Consider the following 23,502-nt stretch of genomic DNA (forward strand, 5'->3'; position numbering starts at 1 on the left):
CGCGGCCTCGCGGTGCCGCCATCGTTCCGGCTAGGCTTGCACGATGCCTGGCCATTCCTTCAGCTGCTGGACCCTGCACGACGGCGCCGCCGGCCACCGCCGGCAGGCGCTGGCGCTGGCGCAGGCGCTATCGCCGGGCGGGCGGGAAGTCTGCCTGGACGCCGCCGCTCCCTGGAGCTGGCTGGCGCCGCGGCGGCTGCCCGGCGCGGAGAAGGCGTTTGGACCCGACTTCCTCGCCGGCCTGGCCTCGCCACCGTCCGTGGCCATCGGCGCCGGCCGCCGCGCCGCCCTGGCCACCCGGCTATTGCGCGAACGCGGCGCGCGCGTCGTGCAGGTGCTGCATCCGCGGATACCGACCACTTTCTGGGACCTGGTGATCGCCCCCGAACACGACGGCCGCGGCGGCGCCAATGTGATAACCCTGTGCGGCAGCCTCAATCCCGTGGACGAAGCCTGGCTGGCACAGGGCCGCCGCGACTTCCCCGCGCTGGGCGACCTGCCCGGCCCGCGCACCGTGGTGCTGCTGGGCGGGCCCACGCCGGCGGTGCGCTTCGACCGCGGCGCCTTCGAGGTGATGGCCGCCAAGCTCGAGCACTGGCTGGCCATGGACGGCGGCAGCCTGCTGGTGATCGGCTCGCGCCGAACGCCGGCCAAGCTGGCGACGCTGGCGCGCACGTATTGGGCCGACGTGCCGGGTCTTCGCTGGTTCGACGCCAGCGACGGCGAGAATCCCTACGGCGGCGCCCTGGCCTGGGCCGACCGGATCGTGGTCAGCCCCGACTCGGTGAACATGGTGTCCGAAGCCTGCGCCACCGCCTGCCCGGTCTACGTACCCGAACCGCAGCGTGCCAGCGGCCGTGTCAGGCGTTATCTGGACGCCATGCTGGCGCGCGGACGCATCCGGCCCCTGGGCAAGCTGCCCGAAGACCACGCGGTCGAGCCGCTTCGCGAAACACCGCGCGTGGCCGCGCTGGTGCGCGACCGGCTTGGGTTCTAAATACCGGCTTTAGCCCGGCTAGAAAACAAACCCACACGCGGCGCACGCGTCCCGGACGGCGGTGCGTGCGCTTTCAAGGGCGTCGTCGGGCGGAACCAGGCGTGGACGCTGGTCAAGGGTGCAGTCCAGGCCCATGTCCACCATGAGCGCGTGGGCGTCGAGCAGCGGTTGCAGGCTGCCGGGGGGCAGCAGGCCGGCGGCGTCGACGGCGCCAAGCAGTCCCGGGGTATCCCGCGGTTCGCACAGGGCAGGATGTTCGCCGGCGTGCAGCAGCACCAGCGCCTGCAGCAGGAACTCCAGATCCACCAGGCCGCCTTCGCCCTGCTTGAGGTCGAAGCGGGCCGCATTGCCGCGGTCCAGTTCGGTGCGCATGCGCCGGCGCATTTTCAGCACGTCCTCGCGCAGGGTGTCCGGATCGCGCGACGCGCACAGGGTTTCGCGGCGGATGCGATCGAAGGCAGCACGCACCGCCGGCGCCCCGGCGATGGGCCGGGCGCGCACCAGCGCCTGCCGCTCCCAGGTCCAGGCGCGCTGGCGCTGGTAGTCGGCGAAGCTGTCGAGGCTTGAAACCAGCATGCCCTGGGCGCCGTCGGGGCGCAGGCGCACGTCCACTTCGTAGAGTTTGCCGGCGCCGGTGACGGTACCGAGCAGGCTGACCAGGCGCTGGGCGAGGCGCCCGAAATAGCGGTTGGCATCGAGCGGCCGGTCGCCGTCCGACGTGGCGTCGGGCGGTGCGTCGTGCAGGAACACCAGGTCGAGATCGGAGCCAAAGCCCAGCTCCCTCCCGCCGAGGCTGCCGTAACCGAGCACGGCCAGGCCGGCATCGGGCACGCGGCCATGCTGGCGCGCCAGGTCGTCCTCGGCCAGGCGCAGCAGCACCGCCAGCAAGGACTCGGCCAGCGTGGCCAGGCGCGACGCCGACTGCACCGGCGGCAGGCGCAGGCCCATGGTCGCCAGCGCCACGCGGAAGCCGATGGCCTGGCGCATTTCGTTGAGCGCGTTCAAGCCCGCCTCGATATCACCCGGCGGCAGGCGCGATGCGGTGTCGGCGACGAGATCGGCGATTTCACCGTCGTCGGGCACCGGACCGGCGGCGCGGGTGTCGAGCAATTCATCGAGCAGCAGCGGGTGCGCGGCCAGGCGTTCGGACAGCAATGCACTGCGTGCGGTCACGTCGACCAGGCGCGCCAGCGCCGCCGGCTGCTCGTCCAGCAGCGCCAGGTAGCTGGTGCGGCGGGTCACGGCCTGCAGCAGGGCCAGGCCACGCGGCAGGGCGGCGTCGGGTGCCTGCGAACGCGCGGCGGCGGCCAGCAGCTCCGGCAGCACGTTGTCCAGGCGCTGGCGGCCACGCGTGGACAGGGAGCGCACCGCCGGCGTGCGCGCGAAGTCGCGCAGGTGGGCGTCCTGGACGTCGGCGTTTTCGAAGCCGGCGTCGGCCAGCACGGCCGGATCGCCGCCGTCGGGCAGCGCACGCCAGTACTGCACCAGCGAGCTGACCGGCGCCTTGCGCCGACGCCGCGCTTCGAGCAGGCCGGAAAATTCTTCAGCCACCACGGACCGGTGGCCGTCCAGCTCGGCCAGCAGTTCACCTTCGCCCGGATGACCCAGGCCGCGGGCGATGCGATGGCGCAGCAGCGGGTCGTCGGGCAGGGCGTGCACCTGCTGGTCGGCCAGCATCTGCACGCGGTTCTCCAGCCGGCGCAGGTAGCGGTAGGCAGTGGCCAGGCGTTCGGCAGTGGCGGCTTTGACGTGGCCGGCATCGGCCAACGCAGCCAGCACCGGCAGCAATGACCGGCCGCGCAGTCCCGGCTCACGCCCGGCCCTGATCAGCTGCAGCGCCTGCACCAGGAACTCGACTTCACGGATGCCGCCGGGGCCGAGCTTGAGGTCCTCGGCCAGTTCGCGGCGCTGCACCTCGGCGCTGATCAGTGCCTTCATCTCGCGCAGGCCGTCGAGCGCGCTGTAGTCCAGGTAACGCCGGTAGACGAAGGGCCGCAGCGTATCGAGCAGGCGCTGGCCGGCGGCCAGGTCGCCGGCCACGGGGCGGGCCTTGATCCAGGCATAACGCTCCCAGTCGCGGCCTTCGCGCTGGTAGTACTGCTCCATCGCGCCGAAGCTCAGGGCCAGGCGGCCGCTGGCGCCAAAGGGGCGCAGGCGCAGGTCGACGCGGTGGCAGAAGCCGTCGCCGGTGACGTCGCCCAGCAGCTGCGCCAGGCGCTGCCCGAGGCGGGTGAACCACGCCTCGGCCTCCAGCGGCCGCGGGCCATCGGAAACGCCGTGTTCGGGAAAGGCGAAGACCAGGTCGACGTCGGAGCTGAAGTTCAGTTCGTGCCCGCCCAGCTTGCCCAGCCCGAAAACGACCATCGACTGCACCTGGCCGTCTTCATTGCGCACCAGGCCGTGGGCCTGCTCGAGCGGACCAACCAGCGCCTGCACGGCGGCCTGCAGCGCCTGGTCGGCGATGCGGCTGGCACCTGCGAGCGTGGCGTCGACGTCGTCCCGGCCCATGACATCGCGCCACACCAGCCGCGTGGACTGCCGCGCCCGCCAGCGCCGCAGCAGCGACGGCCAGTCGGCCGCCGCGTCGGCGCCCAGGTCGGGTACGGTGACCAGGGGCTCGTCCAGCGTCTCGAGCAGGCTCGGCTGCCGCACCAGCGTATCGATCGCGAAGTCGCTGGCGATCGCCAGCTTCGCCAGCGCCTGGCGTCGCGCCGGCTCCGCGGCTACCGGCGCGCGTTCGGCAAGCCGCGCCAGGGCGCGCTCGACCAGGGCATCCGTTGCATTGTCCAGGGAGTTGGAGACGGCCATTGCGCGATTCTACGGGTTCGCCCCCCGGCAGACCTGGCGCGTCGATGCCGGAAACACCCGCCCGATGGCGCGATCAGGCGGCATGCCGCGCCACCAGCCTCCGGCTTGATTCGATGAGGATGCGCTGGAAGAAAAAAGAAAGCCCGCAGCGCTTGAGCAGCTGCGGGCTTTCAGCTCCCTCCCCCACGTCGGAAGCGCAAGCATCCTCGCGTGGGGGCGGGAATGTTGCACGTTGCAGTGCAACATCGGTTCCTGGTTCAGAGAACCAGCCAGGTCACCAGGGCCAGGAACGAGCCCATGCTGACCACGTCGGTCAGTGTCGTGAGGAAGATGCTCGAGGCGGTCGCCGGGTCGGCGCCCATTCGCTTGAGCGCCAGGGGGATGGTCGACCCGGCCAGGCCCGCGACCATGCAGCTCAGGGACATCGCCGCCAGCGTGATCAGGCCCAGAGCAAGCGCATCCGGGCCATCGTTGCGGGCCACCACCCAGTACATCGCCGCGCCGGCGATCGCGCCGGTCACCGCGCCGTTGATCAGGCCCAGCACGCCTTCCTTGGTGACGATGCCCGCGATGCGCGTGGCCTTGAGCTCGCCAAGGGTCATGCCGCGCAGCATCACCGCCATCGACTGCGCACCCAGGTTTCCGCTCTGGCCACCAAGCACCGGCAGGAACACCGCCAGCACCACCACCCGGTTGATGGTGTCCTCGAAGAAGCCAACCACCGCCGCCGCCACGAACACCGTCAGCAGGTTCACCAGCAGCCAGGGATTGCGGAATTTGAAGGCGCGCCACAGCGGCGTCGCCAGGCGCTCTTCCTTCTCGACGCCGACCATGGAGCCGGCCTGGGCCGAGATCTCGAAAGCCTGCTGTTCGAACAGCACCTGGCCACGCACCTGGCCAACGAGGTGGCCGTCGTCTTCGCACACCGGGTACACCGGGTAGTGGCGCGTCACGACCTCGCGCATGGCGTCCACCAGGTCCTGGCCCGGACGCAGGCAGAACGGCGAGCGGATCATGATCTCGTCCAGCGGACGCCCGCGGTCGGCGTAGAGCAGGTCGCGGAAGGCCACCACGCCGACCAGGCGCTGGTCGCCGTCAACCACCCACAGGTAAGTGACAAGGCGCTTTTTCACCACGTCCCGCAGGGCGTCGATGGCCTCGCTGACCCGGGTACCGGCCTGGAACACCGCCGGCGGGTCCTCGATGAGCCGGCCCACGGAGCCTTCCGGATAACGCTGGCTGTCCGTCCAGTCGGTGCCCGCCGGGGCCGCGGCCATGACTGCCGTGCGCTCGCCCACCGGCATCGCGGCGAGCAGGTCGTTGGCCCGCGCCGGTGGCAGGCTGGCCAGCAACTGCGCCACGTCCGGCGCGTCGATGCCACGCAGGCGCTTGATCGCCGATTCGGTATCGAGCGCGGCAATGCGCTTGGCCAGCACCTGGTCCGGCGCCGCTGTCGGTGGGCTCACGCATTTCTCCCGGGTGTAATCGTCTGAAAACGGCTTAAGCGTAGCCGAACGGACACCAGCCCGGCCATGCGCGGCCCTGGCAGTTCTGGGACAATCGCGTTCTCGCACCCCCACGGCGAAGAATCCAATGACGGCGTTTGACCTGCGAGCCCTGCTCGCGATTTCGTGCGGCCTGCTGCTCGCCGCCTGCGGTGCCGACCAAACCGCCCCACCCGCCACTCCGTCGCTCAGCGTCAGCGTCGCCGAACCGGCCATGCAGACCCTGCCCCGCCGCATCGCCGCCTCGGGATCGATCGCCGCCTGGGAAGAAGTGGTTCTGGGCGTCGAACTCTCCGGCCAGCGCGTGGCTTCGGTGGACGTGGAAGTCGGCGACCAGGTGAGCCAAGGCCAGCCCCTTCTGCAGCTCGACACCCGCACCCTGGCCATGGAGCTGCGCCAGGCCCAGGCCGCCCTGGCCCAGGCCGAAGCCAACCTCACCGTCGCCAGCGCCAACGCCCGCCGTGGCGAGATGCTCAAGCGCGAGCAGCTGGTCGCCGCCAGCGAAGCCGACCAGCTGATCGCCGGCGAACTCACCGCCAAGGCCCAGCGCGATACCGCCCGGTCCCAGGTCGAAAACGCCCGCCTGCGCCTGGCTTTCGCCACGCTGCGCGCGCCGCACGATGGCGTCATTTCGGCACGTAACGTGCAGCCCGGCCAGGTGATCAGCGCCGGCGCCGAACTGCTGCGGCTTATCCGCGACCAGCGCCTGGAATGGCGTGCCGAGCTGCCCGAAGCCGCCCTGGTGCAGGTCGAGGAAGGCATGCCCGTGCGCCTGCAGGCGCCCGATGGCCAGCCGGTCGAGGGCACGGTGCGCACGATTTCACCGGGCCTGGACAGCCGTAGCCGCACCGGCACGGTGTACGCCGACCTGCCCTCCCCGGGCGGCCTGCGCGCCGGCATGTACGCGCCGGGCGAGATCCTCCTGGCCGAGCGCGAAGTGCGCACCGTGCCCGCCGCCGCCATCGTCGAGCGCGACGGCTACCGCTACCTGTTCGTGCTTGGCGAAGGAGACGTCGTCGCCCAGCGCCGGGTCGAGTTGGGCGCCCGCAGCGGAAACGTGGTCGAAATCCGCGAAGGCCTGGACGGCGATGAGCGCGTGGTCGTCGAAGGCGCCGGCTTCCTGGCCGACGGTGACCTGGTGCGCGTGGTCGCGGCCAGCGAGGGCTGAGCCGAATGAACTTCTCCGCCTGGTCCATCAACCGGCCGCTGCCGGCGATCCTGCTGTTCATCCTGCTGACGATGGTCGGCCTGTTCGGCTTCCAGCAGCTGGCGGTGTCGCGTTTCCCCGACGTGTCCTACCCGGGCATCACGGTCACCGTGGCGCTGCCGGGCGCCACGCCGAGCCAGCTCGAAACCGAGGTCACCCGCAAGGTCGAGGACTCGGTGGCCAGCCTCGCCGACATCAACAAGCTGGTCAGCACGGTCACCGAAGGTTCCTCGACGACGTTCGTCGAGTTCCGCATCGGCAAGGACCTCAGCACCGCCCTGGACGAAGTGCGCGACGCCGTGGCGCGCATCCGCGCCGACCTGCCGGCCGACATCGAAGACCCGGTGGTCGCCAAGATTGAAATCGTCGGCGGCACCCTGGTCACCTACGCGGTGGCCTCGGACAGCCTGGGCGAGGACGAGCTGAGCTGGTTCGTCGACAACGAAGTCACCAAGAAAATGTTCTCGGTGCGCGGCGTCGGCACCGTCGTGCGCAGCGGCGGCATCGACCGCGAAGTGCAGGTGGACCTGCGCCCCGGCGTGCTGGCCGCCTACGGCATCACCGCCGGCGACGTGTCGGGCCAGCTGGCGCGTTCCCAGCTCGAGCGCTCCGGCGGCCGGGCCACCCAGGGCAGCAGCGAACAGGCCATCCGTGCGGTCGGCACGGTGGACAGCGCGCAGATGCTCGAACAGTTCCCGATCGTGCTGCCCGACGGCAGCCAGGTGCCGCTGGTGGCCCTGGCCACGGTCACCGATGGCCACGCCGAGCGCCGGCAGCTGGCGCTGATCGACGGCCAGCCGGTGGTGAGCTTCGGCATCAGCCGCACCGTGGGCTCGAGCGAAATCGACGTCGGCGAAGGCGTCGAAGCGGCCATCCGGCAACTCGAAGCCGAACACCCGCGCGTCCAGTTCAAGCTCGTCAGCACGGCCATCGACGAAGTGCGCGCCTCGTTCACGTCGTCCATGCACATGCTCTGGGAAGGCGCGGCGCTGGCGGTGCTGGTGGTGTGGTTCTTCCTGCGCGACTGGCGCGCGACCTGGATTTCGGCGCTGGCGCTGCCGCTGTCGATCATCCCCACCTTCGGCGTGATCTGGCTGCTGGGTTTCAGCCTGAACATGATCACGCTGCTGGCGCTGGCGGTGGTGGTCGGCATCCTGGTTGACGACGCCATCGTCGAGGTCGAGAACATCGACCGTCACCTGGCCATGGGCAAACCGCCCAAGCAGGCCGCCACCGAAGCCGCCGACGAAATCGGCCTTGCCGTCATCGCCACCTCGGCGACGCTGGCCGCGGTGTTCATCCCGGTGGCCTTCATGCCCGGCATCGCCGGCAAGTTCTTCCTGGAGTTCGGCTGGACCGCGGCGACGGCGGTGATCTTCTCGCTGATGGTCGCCCGCCTGCTGACGCCGATGATGGCGGCCTACCAGCTCAAGGCCAAGCCGCACGTCGAGAAAGAATCGAAACTGATGGCGCGCTACCTGCGCCTGGTGGAGTGGGCGCTGGCGAACCGCTTCAAGACCCTGGGCCTGGCGCTGCTGATGTTCATCGGCTCGCTGGCGCTGCTGCCCTTCATCCCGGCCACCTTCATCCCCGGCTCCGACCTGGGTCGCAGCAACCTGAGCCTGGAACTGCCACCCGGCGCCCGCCTGGACCAGACCGCCGAAATGAGCGAGCGCGCCCGCGCCCTGATCAGCGACATCCCCGAGCTGCGCCAGGTCTACGCCACCGTCGGCGGCGTGCTCGACCTGGGCGACCCGGCGGTGAGCGGATTCAGCGAAGTCCGCAAGGTCACGATGGTGCTGGACTGGGGGCCCGAGGGCGACCGCGACCGGTCGCAGAAGGAACTCGAACGCGAGGTGCGCGAACGGCTGACCGCGCTGCCGGGCGTGCGCCAGCGCTTCCTGAGCAGCGAACCGGGCGAACAGCTGATGCTGGTGCTCAGCGGCGACGACCCGGAGCGTCTCTATCGCGCCGCCGGTGAATTCGAACGCGACCTGCGTTCGCTGCAGGGCCTTGGCACCGTCAGCTCCACCGCCTCGCTGCTGCGCCCGGAGCTGGTGATCGTGCCCGACGCCCGCCGTGCCGCCGACCTGGGCGTGTCCACCGCGGACATCGCCGAAGCCGCGCGCATCGCCACCAGCGGCGACTTCCGCCAGCGCCTGGCCAAGCTCAACCTGCCCGACCGCCAGGTCCCGATCCGCGTGCGCCTGGCCGAAGAAAACCTGTCCGACCAGGACCTGCTGACCCTGCTGCGCGTCCCAAGCGCCAAGGGTGGCACGGTGCCGCTGGCGGCCGTGGCCGACATCCGCCGGGGCAGCGGGCCTTCGCAGGTCAATCGTTTCGGCCGCCAGCGCAACATCACCTTCACCGCCGAACTCAACGGCCGCCCGCTGGGCGAGGTGATGGCGGAAGTCGAGAAGCTGCCCTCGCTGCAGCGGCTGCCGCCGGGCGTGCAGATCCAGAACACCGGCGACTCGGAAATTTTCGTCGAACTGTTCGTCGGCTTCGCCCTGGCCATGGGCGCCGGCCTGTTCTGCGTCTACGCGGTGCTGTTGCTGCTGTTCAACCACGCCAGCCATCCGCTGATCATCCTGATGGCGGTGCCGCTGTCGGCCGGCGGCGCCTTTGGCGCGATGATGCTGACCGGCACGCTGCTGTCGCTGCCTGCGCTGATCGGCCTGCTGATGCTGATCGGCATCGCCACCAAGAACTCGATCCTGCTGGTGGACTACGCGGTGATCGCCGAGGACGAGAAGGGCATGAACATGCACGACGCCCTGGTGGACGCCTGCCGCAAGCGTGCGCGCCCGGTGATCATGACCACCATCGCGATGACCGCCGGCATGACCCCGATCGCGCTTGGCCTGGGCGCCGATGCCGCCTTCCGCCAGCCGATGGCGATCGCCGTCATCGGTGGCCTGGCCACCTCGACCCTGCTCAGCCTGGTGGTGATCCCGGCCGCGTTCGCGGCCATGGAGACCTTCACCCGGCGGTTCACGCGCAAGGCGAAGGCGGCCTGATCATTCCATCGAAGGGTTGCGCAGGGGCGGCAAATTCTGCCATGCCACCGCCGGGTCCTTGAGCTCGGCCACGCGCGCTTCCAGCTGCGCCTTTATCAGGGGCTCGGGCGGGAGCGCGGATTGCCCAAGCGGCGTCGAGTAAGCTGCCAGCGCGCCGTCAGGATCGCCCAGGCGCAGCCGCGCGTTGCCCAACTCGATGGCGGCGCCAGCGTGGTATGGCATGACATCCAGGACCTCCTGCAGGCGTCGTGCGACGACCTCATCGTCGCCGCCGCCCTTGACATACAGGTGCTGCATCAACAGGAAGTACACGTTCCCGGCGCGTGCCAAGGGGCTTTCCTGGCGACCGCGGTAGATGATGGCGTTGCCAAGCCGCTTGACCGGCGTCAGGCCACGCAACTCCCGTTCCGGATTCCAGCCGTAGTCGGGCCACGGGAGGGTGTCGGCCATGTTGTAGATGAAGTAGCCCTCGTAGATGCCGGCGAAGTTGTCGTCCCGGATGTCCTCGACCTTGCGGCGGTAGTTGGCCTTCGTCGCGCGGGCCTGCGCCTCCATGAACCCATACGAGGAATAGAACACCGCGCCCTCCGGAGCGATGGTCTTCTGGTAGAAGCGATGGATCTCCGGCCAGCGCTGGCCCAGGTCCAGGCCCTCGTTGCCGAAGTTCCGGTAGGCGTTGGCCGTGCCGCCGGCAAGCGCGTTGTGGTATTCCCACAGCCTTGGCTCCCTGGCCGTCATCACCCCGGCCAGCAGCAGGGGCGCGACGGCCGCCATGCGCAGCGCCGTCCGCCGGGACCAGGCCGCGGACACCACGGCGCCCGCCGGCAGGGCGAGCAATACGACGATCGGCAGTGCATGGCGCACGCCGCCATAGGTCCCCTGGCCGGACATGAGGGCCGCCAGGTGCAGGGCGCCCACGCCCAGCGCCGCCAGCAACGTCCAGCGTCCGGCGCGGCCCTGGCCGGCCCAGGGAAGCAGGGCGAGTCCCGCCAGCGCCATGGCCATCAAGGCCAGCGGCACCTTGGACACGATGATGCTGGGCCAGGTGAACCAGGGCGGCGCGCCCTTGTGGGTGACGCCCCAGACGAAATGCGTGGCCTGGCCCCGGCCCTCGACGCCCGCACGCACGGTGTCCGCGAGGCCCCAGAGATAGGCGCGTGGCAACAGTCGCCATTCGTCCGCGAAACGGATGCCTGCCCGCCAATGCGGGATATGCAGGTCGGCGACCTTGTCCGCCATCGCGCGGTTGAAGCGGTCCTGCCCGTCCGGACCAGCGTGGAACTGGAAGCCGTACGTGGTCCACAGCACCGCCAGCGCCAGCGCGCCCGCCGCCGCGGCCTTGCCCAGGCGACGCACCACTTCCCGCAGCCGGCCCTGCCGCCATCCCGCGACCGCTCCGGCGGCCACGACCAGGGCCAGGCCGGCCAGGCCGGCCAGCGCGGAGTGCTTGGTGGCCAGCACCAGGCCCAGGGCCAGGCCGGTCACCAGCACCCAGCGCCATCGCCAGCCCTCGAGCATCAAGCCAGCGGCCACGGCCGCCACGACAAGGCCCAGGGCCAGAGGCAGGTCGGTCATCACCACCGGCAGGTGCGCGGCCACGCTGGGTTCGATGGCAAGGAAGGCCAGCGTTCCGCTCGCCCAGGCCAGGCCGAGCGCGCGCCACAGCATCAGGCCCAGGGCCAGGAGCAGCCCGCCATGGAAGGTCCACAGGGCCAGGCGCGACGCCTGTTGCACGGCGGCGGCATCGTTCTGCAGGAAGGTCACGTCCTCGACCCATTCGCGCTCCTGCGACTTTTCGGCCAGCGGTGGCAGCGGCGGCAGCACGAAGTCGCGGTCCTGGGCCGCTCCCGCCACCAGCTTCACCAGCGGCGGATGTTCGGGATTGAGCCGGAAGTCCCCCGTCCTCAGGTAGGAGACGCCTGCAACGACGTGCCAGGGTTCGTCGATGGTGAAGCCGTCGCGCTGCGTTCCGACGTGCGAGCGCAGGACCGCCAGGCCGACAAGAAGCAGCAACAGGGCCAGGCCCCGGACGCGGACGGGCTGTGAAGAGGCATGCATGGCCAGGCTTCCCGGAAGACTGACGTTGAAACCGTAATCCGGAGCCGGGACCGGCCATGGCACCTGGCGCTCCCGTCGCCCGGGGACGCCAGGCGCATGGATGCGGGACTTACTTGAAGGTGATGCGGCGCAGCTGGTACTCGCCGGTGATGTCGCGCATCGCCGGGTAGTTCTTCACCATCTCGCGGGTCTTGGCTTCGTTGGCCTTGCCCCAGGCATTCATGAAGGCGTCGTAGCGTTCCTTCGAGGGCTTCATCTGCTCGGCCGACTCGAAGGTCTGCACCAGCACGACGTTGAAATCGCCCGAGTTCGGGAGCTCGCTCACGTAGACCGAATAGTCCTTGATGTGCCCCAGCTCCTTGGCCACCTTGTTCGAGGCCACCCAGGTTCCGCGGATGCCTTCAAGGTAATCGTCGATCATGTTGGCGTGCACCTGGATCGTCGTGATGTGCGTCACTTCCTGGCTCGGCTCGTAGTCGGTGTAGGGCTTGAGCTGGGCCCACGCGGACGCCGCGGAAAGCAGCAGCGACAGCGCAAGCAGCTTGCAGATCGTCTTCATGGTGTTCCCCTGGTGGTTTGGCGGGACGGCAGTGTCCCGTCGCGGAACCTACACCCGGCGACCCCGCGTTCACATCGAAAAACGCCGGCGCGGAAGCACTTTTCCTGTCCGGGACGAGAATTGGCCGTCTTGCTCGCTCCACGCCGTTAGCTTCTCTCAAATAGCCTTGGAGCTGCACGATGACAGTGGAACCCCGTCAGCTCCCGGCAGGCGCCGGCACGATGTCCCGCCGGCAACTGCTTCGCCTGATCGGCCTGGCCGGCGGCAGCGCGGTCATGTACCAGGCGATGACCAGCCTGGGTTTCGCCGCCGAAAGCAGCTTCAGCGGTTTCCCGAAACTCGGCAGCGCCCCGCGCGGCGCATCGGTGCTGGTGCTCGGCGCCGGCATCGCCGGCATGGTGGCCGCACTCGAGCTGCGCGACGCCGGCTACCGCGTTCAGGTCCTGGAGTTCAACGACCGCCCCGGTGGCCGCGTGTGGACCCTGCGCGGCGGCGACCGCTACACCGAACTCGGCGGCGACACCCAGGACTGCGGCTTCGCGCCCGGCCAGTACATCAATCCCGGACCCTGGCGCCTGCCGCACCACCACCACGGCATCCTGGGTTATTGCCGGCGGCTCGGCGTGGCGCTCGAGAATTTCGTACAGGTCAACTACAACGCCCTGCTGCACGACCCGGTGGCCTTCGGCGGCAAGCCGCAGCGCCTGCGCACCATCAAGGCCGACTACCAGGGCCAGGTCGCCGAGCTGCTGGCCAAGGCGAGCCGCGGTGGTGCGCTGGACGCGCCGGTGTCGGCCGAGGACCGGGAAATCCTGCTCGCCTCGCTGCAGTGGTGGGGCGCGCTCGACAAGGACTACCGCTACGTCGGCGGCCACGAAAGCAACGACCGGCGCGGCTACGCCAAGACACCGGGCGGCGGGCCGTCGGGCGCGCCGGTGTATTCGAACCCGATCAAGCCCTCGGATGTCCTGCAGTCCGGACTCTGGGGTTTCCTGCCGCTGGGCGAGCTCTACGACATGCAGAGCACGCTGATGCAGCCCGTCGGCGGCATGGACGCGATCGCGAAAGCCTTCGGCCGCGAGCTGGGCGACATCATCCGCTACCGCGCCAAGGTGCTCGACATCCGCCAGGACGAATCCGGGGTCACCGCCACCTACGAGGACACCGCGGCGCCCGGCGGCACGCAGACCGCGCGCGCCGACTGGTGCGTATGTACGATCCCGCTTTCGGTGCTTGGCCAGATCCCGATGAACGTCGGCCAGCCGATGACCGATGCGATCAGCGCGATTCCCTATGCCGGCTCCACCAAGGTCGGCCTGCAGTTCAAGCGTCGATTCTGGGAAGAAGACGAGCACATCTACGGCGGCATCAGCTACACCTCGCAGCCCATCGGCACCATCGGCTACCCCAGCCATGGTTACCAGTCGCCGGGCAAGGCGGTGCTGCTGGGCGCCTACGTGTGGGGACACGATGCCGATCGTTTCAACGCCATGTCGCCGGCGCAGCGGGTGGCGCAGGCGGTGCAGCAGGGCAGCCGGCTGCACCCGCAGTATCCCGAGGAATTCGAGAACGGCGTTGCCGTGTCCTGGCATCGCGTGCCCAGCGCGATGGGCTGTTTCGCGCTGTGGACCGAAGCGCTGCGCGAACAGCACTACGCCAACCTGTGCGGCTTCGACGGCCGCATCGTGCTGGCCGGCGAGCATGCGTCCCACCAGCCGGCCTGGCAGGAAGGTGCGGTCAACTCGGCGCTCAGCGCCATCACCCGGCTGCACCAGCGCGCCGTGGCAACGGGAGAAAAGGCATGAAGACCCGGATCATCCAAGGCGGCCTGCTGGCCCTGGGCCTGGCGGCACTGCCCGCCATCAGCCAGGACGAACCGGCCTCCGACGCGCTGTCGCAGCGCGCGTCCGTGGACGGCAGGATCCAGGCCAGCGACGGCAAGGCGATCTATGAACAGGTCTGCCAGGGCTGCCACATGCCCGAAGGCCGCGGCGCCAACGGCGCGGGCAACTATCCCGCGCTGGCCGCCAATCCCAAGGCCGCCTCGGCGCCCTACCTGGCCGTCACCATCCTCAAGGGACGGCGCAACATGCCGGCCTTCGGCAGCGACCGCAACCAGGAACTGTTCGTGGCGCAGTCGTGGATGGATGACGAACAGGTGGCCGCGGTGGTCAACTACCTGCGCACCAATCTTGGCAACAACTATCCCGACCCGATCAGCGCCGCCGACGTCGCGGCCCTGCGCGACCCCACCGGAGACCGTCGATGAAATCCCGTATCTGCCTGCTTGCCCTGCTTGTGCTTGCCCCGGCCCTGGCCTCCGGCGCCGACGTCGTGCGGCACAAGATTCCCAACAGCAACTTCCCGATCGCCGCGGCGGTGGAAGTGCCGGCCGGCCGCACCACGGTTTACCTCAGCGGCGCGGTGCCGCCGGTGGCGAACGCCGACGAACCCGCCAACAGCATCGCGGCCTACGGCGACACGGAAGCCCAGACGGTGGCGGTGCTCGGCCGCATCAAAGCCCAGCTCGAGGGCATGGGCCTGAGCATGGGCGACGTGGTGAAGATGCAGGCTTTCCTCGTGGGCGACCCCGCGAATGAGGGCCGGATGGACTTCGCTGGTTTCATGAAGGGCTACGTGCAGTTCTTCGGCACCGAGGAGCAGCCCAACCTGCCGGCGCGTTCGACCATGCAGGTCGCGGCCCTGGCCAACCCCGGTTTCCTGGTGGAAATCGAGGTCACCGCGGTCCGGCCCTGAGGCAAGTCTCGGCAGGTCCGGTTGGGATTGTCGGCGTCGATACCAGCGTATGCTGGCGCCATGAGAACCGGCGCGCGATCGCGTTACCGCCGACTGCTCGAGTGGCAGCGCGAACGGTTGTCTGATCCGCCCGGGGACGTTGCCGGGCTGGTTCATCGTTACTGCCGCTTCCTGCACGCTGAGGGACTGTCGGTGTTCCGCGCCAACCTGTCGCTGACCACTCTGCATCCGCAGATCAAGGGCCTTCGCTACGTCTGGCAGGCCGACCATGTCGAGCCTGGGCCATTCCCCTCGCCGGCACTGGTCCATCGCAGCTGCCAGCACCTCGACGGCTGCACGGTTGAGGAGGCGTTCCTGCATTACGGCGCCCGCGAGACCCCGCAGTTCGTGCGCAGCCCGTTTTACGCCCTGCGCGAATCCGGCGGTGACCGGCTGAGCCTGCGCATCGCCCCGGCCGCCGGCAACCGGACGCGTCGCTTCCCGGTGCTCGACGACCTGGCCGCGCAGGGTGCCACCCACTACGCCGCGTTCCAGCTGCGGCGGACCGACGGCATGATCAGCCTGGTCACCCGGCATTCCGGAGGTTTCGATCGTGTCGCGCTGGCTCACATCGCTGACACGCTGGTCGTGCTGGAGTCGCTGCTGGACAGCGCCATCAAGGACGTGGTGCTGGACAGCGTCCTGCGCTGCTACGTGGGCGCCGGACCGGCGACCGAAATCCGCCGCGGCAACCTCAGCCCCGGCAGCATGCTGACGATGGACGGCGCCATCTGGTTTTCGGACATCCGTCGCTATTCGAACCTGTCCCGGCAGCTGCCGCCGGACCAGCTGGTGTCGCTGCTCAACCGCTACTACGCAGTGCTGGTAGAGGCGATTCATGTCCACGGCGGAGACATCCTGAAGTTCATCGGCGACGCCATCCTGGCGATTTTCCCGGTCGCTGCCGGCGAACCCGGCGGCGATGCCTGCCGGCGCGCGCTCGCGGCGGTGGAAACGGCCAGCAGCGGGCTGGCTGAAGCCGATCTCGGCCTGCAGCACGGCGTCGGCCTGCATCTCGGGCGCTTCCAGTTTGGCAACATTGGCAACCATCGGCGGGTGGACTTCACCGTGATTGGCGATGCGGTCAACGTAGCCGCGCGCATCGAGGCCCAATGCGGCGTCCAGCAGCAAGCGCTGCTGATGAGTGAGGGCTTCGCCAGGGCATCCGGCGTGCCGACACGGGTGGTCGCCGCCGTGCCGCTCAAGGGTCTGGACGGCACGCATGACCTGCACACGACCGGTGGCGTGGCCTAGGAGCCTGCGCGCAACAAAGCACGAAGCCCGGCACAAGGCCGGGCTCCGTGGTCATACCTGACGCATTGGCGCGGGGACTTAGAAGTCCATGCCACCCATGCCGCCCATGCCACCCATGCCGCCGCCCATGCCACCGGCGGCGCCGCCTTCGTCCTTCTTCGGGGCTTCGGCGACCATGGCTTCGGTCGTGATCATCAGGCCGGCGATCGACGCGGCGTTCTGCAGCGCGGTGCGGGTCACCTTGGTCGGGTCCAGGATGCCGAACTCGATCATGTCGCCGTACTCGCCGTTGGCGGCGTTGTAACCGAACGCACCCTTGCCCTCGACAACCTTGTTGAGGATGACGGACGGCTCGTCGCCGGCGTTGGTGACGATCTCGCGCAGCGGCGCTTCCATCGCGCGCAGGGCGATGTTGATGCCGTGGCTCTGGTCGACGTTGGCGCCTTCCAGGCCCTTGATCGCGGCCTTGGCGCGCAGCAGCGCCACGCCGCCGCCCGGGACGATGCCTTCTTCAACGGCAGCGCGGGTGGCGTGCAGGGCGTCTTCGACGCGGGCCTTCTTTTCCTTCATCTCGATCTCGGTCGAGGCACCGACCTTGATGACGGCCACGCCGCCGGCCAGCTTGGCCACGCGCTCCTGCAGCTTCTCGCGGTCGTAGTCCGAAGAGGTGTCTTCGATCTGCGCCTTGATCTGCTTGATGCGGGCCTGGATACCGTCGGCAACACCGGCGCCATCAATGATGGTGGTGTTTTCCTTGGTGACCTGGATCTTCTTGGCGCGGCCGAGGTCCTTGATGGTGGCCTTCTCGAGCTGCAGGCCGACTTCCTCGGAAATCACGGTGCCGCCGGTCAGGATGGCCATGTCCTCGAGCATCGCCTTGCGACGGTCGCCGAAGCCCGGGGCCTTCACGGCGCAGACCTTGACGATGCCGCGGATGGTGTTCACCACCAGGGTCGCCAGGGCTTCACCCTCGACTTCCTCGGCGACGATCAGCAGCGGCTTGCCGGCCTTGGCCACGCCCTCGAGCACGGGCAGCAGCTCGCGCACGTTCGAGATCTTCTTGTCGTAGAGCAGGATGAACGGGTCTTCGAGCTCGGCCGACATCGACTGCTGGTTGTTGATGAAGTACGGCGACAGGTAGCCGCGGTCGAACTGCATGCCCTCGACGACGTCGAGTTCGTTCTCCAGGCCCGAGCCTTCTTCAACGGTGATCACGCCTTCCTTGCCGACCTTGTCCATGGCCTTGGCGATCAGCTCGCCGATGTCGCCATCGGAGTTGGCCGAGATCGAACCGACCTGGGCGATTTCCTTGCTGGTCGAGCAGGGCTTGGACAGGGTCTTGAGCTCGGCGACGGCGGCGATGACCGCCTTGTCGATGCCGCGCTTGAGGTCCATCGGGTTCATGCCGGCGGCGACCGCCTTCATGCCTTCGCGGATCAGGGCCTGCGCCAGCACGGTGGCGGTGGTGGTGCCGTCACCGGCGATGTCGGAGGTCTTGGAAGCGACTTCCTTGACCATCTGGGCGCCCATGTTCTCGAACTTGTCGGCCAGCTCGATTTCCTTGGCGACGCTGACGCCGTCCTTGGTGATCGTGGGGGCGCCGAAGCTCTTGTCGAGCACGACGTTGCGGCCCTTCGGGCCCAGGGTGGCCTTGACGGCATTGGCGAGGGTGTTGACGCCCTTCACCATGCGCGCGCGGGCGTCTTCACCGAAACGAATTTCCTTGGCTGCCATTTCTGTATTTCTCCGGAATGCTTTGAATTGAGGGGGATGACTGGTCGCGCGGAAGGCGCGTTATCAGCCGAGGATGGCGAGGATGTCGTCTTCCTTGACCACCAGGAACTCGGTGCCGTCGAGCTTGACCTCGGTGCCGGCGTACTTGCCGAACAGCACCTTGTCGCCGACCTTCACCGACGGGGTGCGGGTCGAGCCGTTGTCGAGCGCCTTGCCGGCGCCGACGGCGACCACTTCACCCTTGATCGGCTTTTCGGTGGCCGAGTCCGGAATGACGATGCCGCCAGCGGACATCTTTTCCTCTTCCATACGCTTGATGACCACACGGTCGTAGAGCGGCTTGATGTTCATGAGTGTCCTCGTTAGTCCTTTAGTTTCAACAACATGGGCCTGTGCTGTTAGCACTCGGCCCCAGTGAGTGCCAATGATACGCGCGCGCCGGTCGCACCGGAAGCGCCGCGGCCCCGGTTAGATGGGGTCCTGGCCCGGCCTTTCAAGACCCCCGGCGCAGTCCTCGCCACAGCTGGGCCAGCCAGCACGCCGTCAGGACGACCAGCAGCAGGGGCAGGACCAGGTCGCCCAGGCCGAAATAGCTGGCCGCATGGTTTCCGGGCTGCCAGGCCAGGGTCTGGATCCGGATGCCGAAGACCAGGCCCTCGAGCAGGTCCAGGCCGGTCCAGGCCACCGCCCCGAGCGCGGCCAGCAGGCCGGCGCGGAAAACCCGGTCGCGAGGCGGGTCCATCATGGCCTGGGTCAGCACGAAGGCTGCCGTCGCCAGCAGCGCCAGCGAAAGCAGCACGGCGTCCGACGACAGGGGGCCCAGGCCGGCAAGCCGCAGTCCGGCATCCGGCACGGCCACCGGCTGCAGGCCTGCCCAGGACAGGATGGCCAGCCCCGGCGGCGCCAGGTGCCCCTGCCATCGCAGGGTGAGATCCACCCCCCAGGCCATCGCCAGAACCACTCCCCACTTCGTCATCCATCCCCCCCAGGGAAGTGTTGCTTTCCAGGCCGCGCTTGGTTCTACAATCGGACAGTGCACGGCGACCCGCATGGACACGCCAAAAGCCCGGTGCAACAAGGGCTTCGGCGTGACTACAGCATGGTGACGGGGTTCGGGGTCAACGCCCCGGACGGTGCCTGAGGCACCCACATCGGCGGCGCCCTGCTAAGCAGGGCTTACCAGCCACCCGGAAACTCCGGTGCCTGCCCATCCAAAGCAAAGGGGGTTAGGGCAGATGCACCGGTTCTGGGCAATTGTGCTGACCTGGTTAGCAAAACCGGGCATCACGGATCCTTGCAGGGCTTTTCGGGGAAACATCCATGACACATCTATTCAATCGAATCAGGCAGGCGCGCCGGGGCGCGTCCTTGTCGCAATCGGAGCTGGCCTTCGCGGTCGGCGTGGCCCGCAGCGCAGTGGCCCAGTGGGAACGCAAGGACGGCGCCCGGCCAACCACCGACAACATGGCCAAGATCGCCATGGCCACCGTGGTCAGCTTCGAATGGCTGGCCACCGGCCGGGGCAGCCGCTGGGTGGGCGGAGGCAGCGAGGACGATTCGCAGGAAACCCCGGCGATGCTGCTCAATTTCTACGCCCAGTGCGGACTGGAAGAGCGCCTGCTGGTCGCCTTCCGGTCGCTGCGCAATCCGGAGCAGCAGCCCCTGGTGGATTTTGTCGAGGCCATGACCGCCCGGGCCTGAGCGTTTCGTTCGCGACCTCGCCAGGGCAACGAACTTCCGGGGATACTGGCGGTCTGACGGGGGCGGCGCCTTGGCGCCCGCCCCCGTGTATTGCCCGCCCCTGACCGAGATCCCGAATGACCCTTAGGCTGTTGGCCTTGCTGGCCCTGATTGGTTTCGCCCCCATGGCACAGGCCGTGGACGAGGCCGACCTGCTGCCGATCGACGAAGCCTTCGCGCTGACCGCGACCGCCAGCGATCGCGGCCGCATCGAACTGCACTGGGACATCGCCGACGGCTATTACCTGTACCGGCACCGCATGGGCGCCGAAGTACTTTCCACGGGCTTCAAGGTCAATCCGCTGCAACTGCCCGACGGCATTGCCTATACCGACGAGTTCTTCGGCGACGTTGAAACCTACCGCGACGCCGTCACCGGCGTACTGACCGGCGCCGCGGCCGACGGCACCACGGTCGTCGAGCTCAGGGTGAAGTACCAGGGCTGCGCCGACCTGGGCGTGTGTTACCCGCCACATGCCAAGACCCTGCGGGTATCGCTGCCCGCGGCCGCGCCGGGCGCGGCGCCGGCCACCGGCCTGGACCTGCTGGGTACACGCGGCAGTGACGTCTTCGCCACCGGCAGCGGCGCCACGGACGCACTGCCGCTGCCGGAAGCGGAAGCCTTCCGCTTCGAAGTCATCGTCGACAGCGCCGACCAGCTGCTGCTGCGCTTCACGCCGGCACCGGGTTATTACCTGTACCGCGACCGCAGCGGCGTTGAAGTGCGCGGCGACGGCGTGTCGGCCGGGCCGATCGGCTGGCCCCCCGCGACATCGCATTTCGACGAACACTTCGGCGACGTCCAGGTTTATTTCGACACCGTGGATGCCCCGCTGCCGCTGCGCCGGGAACACGGCGATGCGGTGCCGGTGACCGTGGTCGCGACCTTCCAGGGCTGCCAGACCGACGGCATCTGCTATCCGCCGATGACCCGCGAAGTCGCGCTCGAGCTGCCGGCCGGTGGTCGCGTCGCGGTCCCGCCGGCATCGGCCGGAACAGGGTCCCAAGCCACGCCGGCCCTTTGGCTGGCCCTGCTGCTGGCCCTGGGCGGCGGCGTCATCCTCAACCTGATGCCTTGCGTGCTGCCGGTGCTTTCCCTCAAGGCGCTGTCGCTGGCGCAGGGCGGCGGCGATCGCCGCAAGGCCCGTTCGCAGGCGCTTTGGTACACCGCCGGCGTCCTGGCCAGCTTCGCCCTGGTCGGCGCCGCGGCGCTGTCATTGCGCCAGGCCGGACTGGCCCTGGGCTGGGGATTCCAGCTGCAGCAGCCGGGCGTGATCACGGCGCTGGCGCTGGTGATGGTGGCCATCGGCCTGTCGCTGTCGGGTGTGGTCGCCTTCGGCGCCACCCTGGCCGGCACCGGCCAGTCGCTGGCGCAGAAATCCGGCCCGGCCGGCGACTTCTTCACCGGCGTGCTCGCGGTCGTGGTCGCAAGTCCGTGCACGGCACCGTTCATGGGCTCGGCGCTGGCCTTCGCCTTCGCGGCCTCGCCGGCCGTGGCCATCGGCGTGTTCCTGGCGCTGGGCCTGGGCCTGGCCCTGCCCTTCCTCCTGATCGGCTTCGTGCCGGCGCTGGCGGCCAGGCTGCCCAAGCCCGGCGCCTGGATGGAAACCTTCAAGCATCTGCTGGCCTTCCCCATGTACCTCACCGCCGTGTGGCTGCTGTGGGTGCTGGCCAAGCAGCGCGGCGCCGACGCCATCGGCCTGGCGCTGGTCGGCGTGGTCGGCCTGGGCCTGGGCCTGTGGCTGTGGGAAAAGGCGCGCTGGAAAGGCGTGGCCGCCAAGACCCTGGCCGCGCTGGTCATCGCGCTGTCGCTGTGGCCGGTGGTGGCCGTGCAGCGCATGCCGGTGCCGGTGCGCGCCGAGGCCAGCGCCGACGGCGCCGTCGTCTATTCGGCCCAGCGTCTGGAACAGCTGCGCCGCGACGGCCGCGTGGTGTTCGTCAACATGACCGCGGACTGGTGCGTGAGCTGCAAGGCCAACGAACGCACCGTGCTCGGCCGGGACGCCTTCAAGGCGGCGCTTGAGCGTGCCGGCGCGGTCTACATGAAGGGTGACTGGACCGACGTGGATCCGGAGATCACCGCTTTCCTGGAATCGCACAAGGCCGTCGGCGTGCCGCTGTACGTGGTTTACCCGCGCCAGGGAGAACCACGCGTGCTGCCGACCATCCTGACCCAGGGCATGGTCGAGGCCGCCCTGGAGGAAGCCGCGCGATGAGGCGCGATGCCGTGTTCACCTGGGGCGCGATCATCCTGCTGGGCGGGATTTCGGCCTGGCTGGGCTGGTGGCTGGGCCAGCGGGCGCTGTGGCCGGAGGAAAAACCGGCGCCGCCCGGCATGGTGGTCACCGCGGTGGGTGAACTCGCGCCCCCGCTCACCCTGCCCGACCTGCGCAACGGCGACCCGGTGACCGTCACCGGCCCGGGCCGGACCCGGCTCATCAACTATTGGGCCAGCTGGTGCGGCCCCTGCCGCAAGGAAATGCCCGTCCTGGACGCCTTCTCCCGACAACAGGGCGGCAATGGCATCAAAGTGGTCGGCATCGCCCTGGAAAGCCGCGACGAGGCCCTGGCCTTCCTGGACGAGGTGCCGGTCGCGTTCCAATTGCTGGTGGAAAACCCGGGACCGGGCGATAGTTCCGTGCAGTTGGGCAACCGGCGCGGCATCCTGCCCTACACGGTGCTTCTGGATGCCGAGGGCCGGCTGCTCAAGACCCACTACGGCGCCTTCCCCGATGCCGAATCGGTGCGCGAATGGGCCCGGCCCTGAGAATTCAAACGCCCGTTAAAAGCGGCTAAGTCGCGGCGATCGTCTGGACAACGCCCCCACCCTGCCCCCAGACTGTGCGTCCCTCGGGGAGAGGCATGGCGTGGCTAACATCCTGGTACTGCATGGGCCCAATCTGAACTTGCTCGGCGAACGCGAGCCGGGCATCTATGGCCATGCCCGCCTGGACGACATCAATGCCCGCCTGGCCGCCCGCGCCGGCGAAGCCGGCCATCAGCTCGAAACCTTCCAGTCCAACGCAGAGCACGCGCTGGTGGACCGGGTGCAGGCCGCCCGCGGCGACGGCACCGCCTTCCTGCTGGTCAACCCGGCCGCCTTCACGCACACCTCGGTGGCGCTGCGCGACGCCCTGGCGGCGGTCGCCCTGCCCTTCATCGAAGTGCACCTGTCGAACCCGCATGCGCGCGAACCGTTCCGCCACACCAGCTATTTCACCGACCTGGCGGTCGGGCTGGTCAGCGGCTTCGGCACCGACAGCTACGCCTACGCGCTTGAAGCCGCCATCGCGCGGCTCTGAGCCACTTCCCAACCCCATCACCAACAAGACGAGGCCGTCATGGACCTTCGCAAGATAAAGAAGCTGATCGACCTGCTCGAGGAATCCAACCTCTCCGAGATCGAAATCAAGGAAGGCGAGGAATCCGTGCGTCTGGCGCGCGTGCCTTCGGGCGGCTACAGCGTGATGTCGGCGCCCGCGCCGGCGGTGCACCACGTCGAAACCCCGCGCCCGGCCGCCCCGGCCAACCCGGCCGCCCTGTCGGCCGAAGCCGTGGGCAAGTCCACCAAGGACATCCCGGACGGCCACACGGTGCGTTCGCCGATGGTGGGCACCTATTACGAGGCGCAGGCCCCGGACAAGCCGCCCTTCGTCAAGGTCGGCCAGCAGGTCAAGGCCGGCGACACGCTGGGCATCATCGAAGCCATGAAGATGTTCAACCCGATCGAGGCCGACGTCTCGGGCACGGTGCGCGCGATCCTGGTCGAGAACGGCCAGCCGATCGAATTCGACGAGCCCATGTTCGTCATAAGCTGAGGACCG

General features: G+C 69.0%; 19 protein-coding genes. 12 read left to right on the forward strand and 7 right to left on the reverse strand.

From position 1 onward, the window contains the following. Nucleotides 1-43 precede the first annotated feature (43 nt). Nucleotides 44-997, forward strand: a complete 954-nt coding sequence (locus ACYVJH_RS09110; protein WP_460454338.1) for a mitochondrial fission ELM1 family protein — start codon at nucleotides 44-46, stop codon at nucleotides 995-997. Nucleotides 998-1,015: 18 nt separating this feature from the next. On the opposite strand, the gene glnE is transcribed toward ACYVJH_RS09110, so the two are convergent. Together glnE and ACYVJH_RS09120 are read right to left on the reverse strand one after the other, a co-directional pair. Then, nucleotides 1,016-3,805 carry a bifunctional [glutamate--ammonia ligase]-adenylyl-L-tyrosine phosphorylase/[glutamate--ammonia-ligase] adenylyltransferase gene (gene glnE, locus ACYVJH_RS09115; protein ID WP_460454339.1) on the reverse strand — a complete coding sequence of 930 codons (2,790 nt, stop codon included), beginning with the start codon at nucleotides 3,803-3,805 and terminating at the stop codon, nucleotides 1,016-1,018. A gap of 257 nt (nucleotides 3,806-4,062) precedes the next feature. Beyond that, complete coding sequence (locus ACYVJH_RS09120; RefSeq protein ID WP_460454340.1) at nucleotides 4,063-5,271, reverse strand: magnesium transporter; 1,209 nt, start codon at nucleotides 5,269-5,271, stop codon at nucleotides 4,063-4,065. Between the two features lie 127 nt (nucleotides 5,272-5,398). Between ACYVJH_RS09120 and ACYVJH_RS09125 the strand changes: the two genes are divergently transcribed. Both ACYVJH_RS09125 and ACYVJH_RS09130 read left to right on the forward strand, forming a co-directional pair. Further along, nucleotides 5,399-6,478 carry an efflux RND transporter periplasmic adaptor subunit gene (locus ACYVJH_RS09125; RefSeq protein WP_460454341.1) on the forward strand — a complete coding sequence of 360 codons (1,080 nt, stop codon included), beginning with the start codon at nucleotides 5,399-5,401 and terminating at the stop codon, nucleotides 6,476-6,478. Between the two features lie 5 nt (nucleotides 6,479-6,483). After that, the gene (locus tag ACYVJH_RS09130) at nucleotides 6,484-9,537 is read left to right on the forward strand and encodes an efflux RND transporter permease subunit (RefSeq protein ID WP_460454342.1); all 3,054 of its coding nucleotides are present in this window, start codon (nucleotides 6,484-6,486) and stop codon (nucleotides 9,535-9,537) included. Here the strand turns inward: ACYVJH_RS09130 and ACYVJH_RS09135 are convergent, their stop codons facing one another. Together ACYVJH_RS09135 and ACYVJH_RS09140 are read right to left on the reverse strand one after the other, a co-directional pair. Then, on the reverse strand, nucleotides 9,538-11,595 hold the full coding sequence (locus tag ACYVJH_RS09135; protein WP_460454343.1) for a phospholipid carrier-dependent glycosyltransferase: 2,058 nt from the start codon (nucleotides 11,593-11,595) through the stop codon (nucleotides 9,538-9,540). Nucleotides 11,596-11,704: 109 nt separating this feature from the next. Further along, nucleotides 11,705-12,154 (reverse strand): hypothetical protein, encoded by a 450-nt coding sequence (locus ACYVJH_RS09140; protein WP_460454344.1) that lies wholly within the window; start codon nucleotides 12,152-12,154, stop codon nucleotides 11,705-11,707. Between the two features lie 221 nt (nucleotides 12,155-12,375). On the opposite strand from ACYVJH_RS09140, the gene ACYVJH_RS09145 reads away from it, so the two are divergent. Genes ACYVJH_RS09145 through ACYVJH_RS09160 form a run of 4 tightly spaced genes read left to right on the forward strand, consistent with a single transcriptional unit; the run spans nucleotide 12,376 to nucleotide 16,204 of the window. Next, nucleotides 12,376-13,959: a flavin monoamine oxidase family protein gene (locus ACYVJH_RS09145; RefSeq protein ID WP_460454345.1), complete on the forward strand. Its 1,584-nt coding sequence runs from the start codon at nucleotides 12,376-12,378 to the stop codon at nucleotides 13,957-13,959. Further along, nucleotides 13,956-14,423 carry a c-type cytochrome gene (locus tag ACYVJH_RS09150; protein ID WP_460454346.1) on the forward strand — a complete coding sequence of 156 codons (468 nt, stop codon included), beginning with the start codon at nucleotides 13,956-13,958 and terminating at the stop codon, nucleotides 14,421-14,423. The genes ACYVJH_RS09145 and ACYVJH_RS09150 overlap by 4 nt, the downstream gene beginning before the upstream one ends. After that, nucleotides 14,420-14,911 (forward strand): RidA family protein, encoded by a 492-nt coding sequence (locus tag ACYVJH_RS09155; RefSeq protein WP_460454347.1) that lies wholly within the window; start codon nucleotides 14,420-14,422, stop codon nucleotides 14,909-14,911. Before ACYVJH_RS09150 ends, ACYVJH_RS09155 begins: the two co-directional genes overlap by 4 nt. Before the next feature lie 60 nt (nucleotides 14,912-14,971). Then, nucleotides 14,972-16,204, forward strand: a complete 1,233-nt coding sequence (locus ACYVJH_RS09160; protein WP_460454348.1) for an adenylate/guanylate cyclase domain-containing protein — start codon at nucleotides 14,972-14,974, stop codon at nucleotides 16,202-16,204. A gap of 78 nt (nucleotides 16,205-16,282) precedes the next feature. Here ACYVJH_RS09160 and groL read toward each other — a convergent pair whose 3' ends face one another. The 3 genes from groL to ACYVJH_RS09175 all read right to left on the reverse strand — a co-directional run bounded on the left by groL (nucleotide 16,283) and on the right by ACYVJH_RS09175 (nucleotide 18,914). Then, the gene (groL, locus tag ACYVJH_RS09165; RefSeq protein ID WP_188665559.1) at nucleotides 16,283-17,938 is read right to left on the reverse strand and encodes a chaperonin GroEL; all 1,656 of its coding nucleotides are present in this window, start codon (nucleotides 17,936-17,938) and stop codon (nucleotides 16,283-16,285) included. Between the two features lie 63 nt (nucleotides 17,939-18,001). Then, entirely contained in the window at nucleotides 18,002-18,289 is a 288-nt protein-coding gene (gene groES / locus ACYVJH_RS09170) for a co-chaperone GroES (protein ID WP_188665563.1), read from the reverse strand. 142 nt (nucleotides 18,290-18,431) lie between these two features. Next, complete coding sequence (locus tag ACYVJH_RS09175) at nucleotides 18,432-18,914, reverse strand: hypothetical protein (protein ID WP_460454349.1); 483 nt, start codon at nucleotides 18,912-18,914, stop codon at nucleotides 18,432-18,434. A 344-nt stretch (nucleotides 18,915-19,258) separates the two neighbouring features. On the opposite strand from ACYVJH_RS09175, the gene ACYVJH_RS09180 reads away from it, so the two are divergent. The 5 genes from ACYVJH_RS09180 (at nucleotide 19,259) to accB (ending at nucleotide 23,496) form a co-directional block, all read left to right on the forward strand. Then, on the forward strand, nucleotides 19,259-19,639 hold the full coding sequence (locus tag ACYVJH_RS09180) for a helix-turn-helix domain-containing protein (protein ID WP_188665567.1): 381 nt from the start codon (nucleotides 19,259-19,261) through the stop codon (nucleotides 19,637-19,639). Nucleotides 19,640-19,755: 116 nt separating this feature from the next. Next, on the forward strand, nucleotides 19,756-21,894 hold the full coding sequence (locus tag ACYVJH_RS09185; RefSeq protein WP_460454350.1) for a protein-disulfide reductase DsbD family protein: 2,139 nt from the start codon (nucleotides 19,756-19,758) through the stop codon (nucleotides 21,892-21,894). Continuing rightward, the gene (locus ACYVJH_RS09190) at nucleotides 21,891-22,445 is read left to right on the forward strand and encodes a TlpA family protein disulfide reductase (RefSeq protein WP_460454351.1); all 555 of its coding nucleotides are present in this window, start codon (nucleotides 21,891-21,893) and stop codon (nucleotides 22,443-22,445) included. Before ACYVJH_RS09185 ends, ACYVJH_RS09190 begins: the two co-directional genes overlap by 4 nt. 100 nt (nucleotides 22,446-22,545) lie before the next feature. Beyond that, nucleotides 22,546-22,980 carry a type II 3-dehydroquinate dehydratase gene (aroQ, locus tag ACYVJH_RS09195; RefSeq protein WP_460454352.1) on the forward strand — a complete coding sequence of 145 codons (435 nt, stop codon included), beginning with the start codon at nucleotides 22,546-22,548 and terminating at the stop codon, nucleotides 22,978-22,980. A gap of 39 nt (nucleotides 22,981-23,019) precedes the next feature. Further along, nucleotides 23,020-23,496 carry an acetyl-CoA carboxylase biotin carboxyl carrier protein gene (gene accB, locus ACYVJH_RS09200; RefSeq protein WP_460454353.1) on the forward strand — a complete coding sequence of 159 codons (477 nt, stop codon included), beginning with the start codon at nucleotides 23,020-23,022 and terminating at the stop codon, nucleotides 23,494-23,496. The last annotated feature ends 6 nt before the right edge of the window (nucleotides 23,497-23,502 follow it).

It is taken from the genome of Arenimonas aestuarii, from assembly GCF_054781715.1.